The organism is Pseudoxanthomonas sp. 68-E7 (genome assembly GCF_057773145.1).
Genome location: NZ_JBYMTI010000003.1, coordinates 602,501 through 605,000 on the forward strand (window position 1 = coordinate 602,501; position 2,500 = coordinate 605,000).

At 54.2% G+C, this 2,500-nt stretch carries 2 rRNA genes (1 of these 2 only partly in view); both read left to right on the forward strand.

Annotated features, from left to right (window positions below):
• Positions 1-2,142: ribosomal RNA gene (locus AC3DE2_RS10800) — 23S ribosomal RNA — on the forward strand (it extends 737 nt beyond the left edge of the window).
• A 122-nt stretch (positions 2,143-2,264) separates the two neighbouring features.
• Positions 2,265-2,379: ribosomal RNA gene (gene rrf, locus AC3DE2_RS10805) — 5S ribosomal RNA — on the forward strand.
• Positions 2,380-2,500 lie beyond the last annotated feature (121 nt).

The window sequence follows — 2,500 nt, forward strand, 5'->3', positions numbered from 1 at the left end:
AGGGGATGAGGTGTGATTAGGAGTGAAAAGCTAATCGAACCCGGAGATAGCTGGTTCTCCTCGAAAGCTATTTAGGTAGCGCCTCATATGTATCCTCTTGGGGGTAGAGCACTGTTATGGCTAGCGGGACATCGCGTCTTAGCAAACCATGGCAAACTCCGAATACCAAGACGGACTGTATGGGAGACACACGGCGGGTGCTAACGTCCGTCGTGAAAAGGGAAACAACCCAGACCCACAGCTAAGGTCCCAAATTCAGTGCTAAGTGGAAAACGATGTGGAAAGGCACAGACAGCCAGGAGGTTGGCTTAGAAGCAGCCACCCTTTAAAGAAAGCGTAATAGCTCACTGGTCGAGTCGGTCTGCGCGGAAGATTTAACGGGGCTAAGCACTGAACCGAAGCTTGGGGTGCACACTTATGTGTGCGCGGTAGAGGAGCGTTCCGTAAGCCTGCGAAGGTGGCTTGAGAAGGCTGCTGGAGGTATCGGAAGTGCGAATGCTGACATGAGTAACGATAATGCGGGTGAAAAGCCCGCACGCCGAAAGCCCAAGGTTTCCTTGCGCAACGTTAATCGACGCAGGGTTAGTCGGTCCCTAAGGCGAGGGCGAAAGCCGTAGTCGATGGGAAGCAGGTTAATATTCCTGCACCTCGCGTGAGTGCGATGGAGGGACGGAGAAGGTTAGGTGTACCGGGCGTTGGTTGTCCCGGGGAAAGGCGGTAGGTGTGGAACTTTGGCAAATCCGGGTTCCTTTAACACCGAGCACCGAGACGAGCTCATTAGAGCGAAGTCACTGATACCACGCTTCCAGGAAAAGCTCCTAAGCTTCAGCTCACGAAGACCGTACCGTAAACCGACACAGGTGGGTAGGATGAGAATTCTCAGGCGCTTGAGAGAACTCGGGTGAAGGAACTAGGCAACATGGCACCGTAACTTCGGGAGAAGGTGCGCCCTTTTTGGTGGCTGCATGCGCAGCTGAGCTGAAGAGGGCCTCAGAAACCAGGCCGCTGCGACTGTTTATCAAAAACACAGCACTCTGCAAACACGAAAGTGGACGTATAGGGTGTGACGCCTGCCCGGTGCTGGAAGGTTAATTGATGGGGTCAGCCGCAAGGCGAAGCTCTTGATCGAAGCCCCAGTAAACGGCGGCCGTAACTATAACGGTCCTAAGGTAGCGAAATTCCTTGTCGGGTAAGTTCCGACCTGCACGAATGGCGTAACGACAGCGGCGCTGTCTCCACCCGAGACTCAGTGAAATTGAAATCGCTGTGAAGATGCAGCGTTCCCGTGGCAAGACGGAAAGACCCCGTGAACCTTTACTATAGCTTTACATTGAACGTTGAGTTCGTCTGTGTAGGATAGGTGGGAGGCTATGAAACCATGGCGCTAGCTGTGGTGGAGCCAACCTTGAAATACCACCCTGATGTGCTTGACGTTCTAACCTAGGCCCGTAATCCGGGTCGGGGACCATGTATGGTGGGTAGTTTGACTGGGGCGGTCTCCTCCCAAAGAGTAACGGAGGAGCTCGAAGGTACGCTCAGCGCGGTCGGACATCGCGCACTGTGTGCAAAGGCATAAGCGTGCTTGACTGCAAGAGCGACGGCTCAAGCAGGTACGAAAGTAGGACTTAGTGATCCGGTGGTTCTGTATGGAAGGGCCATCGCTCAACGGATAAAAGGTACTCCGGGGATAACAGGCTGATACCGCCCAAGAGTTCATATCGACGGCGGTGTTTGGCACCTCGATGTCGGCTCATCACATCCTGGGGCTGTAGTCGGTCCCAAGGGTATGGCTGTTCGCCATTTAAAGTGGTACGCGAGCTGGGTTCAGAACGTCGTGAGACAGTTCGGTCCCTATCTGCCATGGGCGTTGGAAGTTTGAGAGGGGCTGCTCCTAGTACGAGAGGACCGGAGTGGACGAACCTCTGGTGTTCCGGTTGTCACGCCAGTGGCATTGCCGGGTAGCTATGTTCGGAAGCGATAACCGCTGAAAGCATCTAAGCGGGAAGCGCGCCTCAAGATGAGACTTCCCGGGGCACAAGCCCCCTGAAGGAACCATGTAGACTACGTGGTTGATAGGTCAGGTGTGTAAGCGCTGCAAGGCGTTGAGCTAACTGATACTAATGATCCGTGCGGCTTGACCATATAACCTCAAGTGGCCTTGGACTCGACGGCAGCGTCGATGAGAATCCAATGCCCGCTACGTCACAAGACCCTATGTGAGACTGGCGCCTCATCCTTATGGATGGCGACGCTCCAACCGTCTCCCTGGTGAAATTAGCGCTGTGGTCCCACCCGTTCCCATCCCGAACACGGAAGTGAAACGCAGCTGCGCCGATGGTAGTGTGGCCTAAGCCATGCAAGAGTAGGTCATCGCCAGGGGCTTTACCCCTAAAACCCCCAGCCTCAAGGCTGGGGGTTTTCTATTTATGCAGGCACTCGATTTTCAATGATCACTTGCTGCAAAAACCTAAAGTGAGACTTTAAGTTTTTGCGAAAAGTA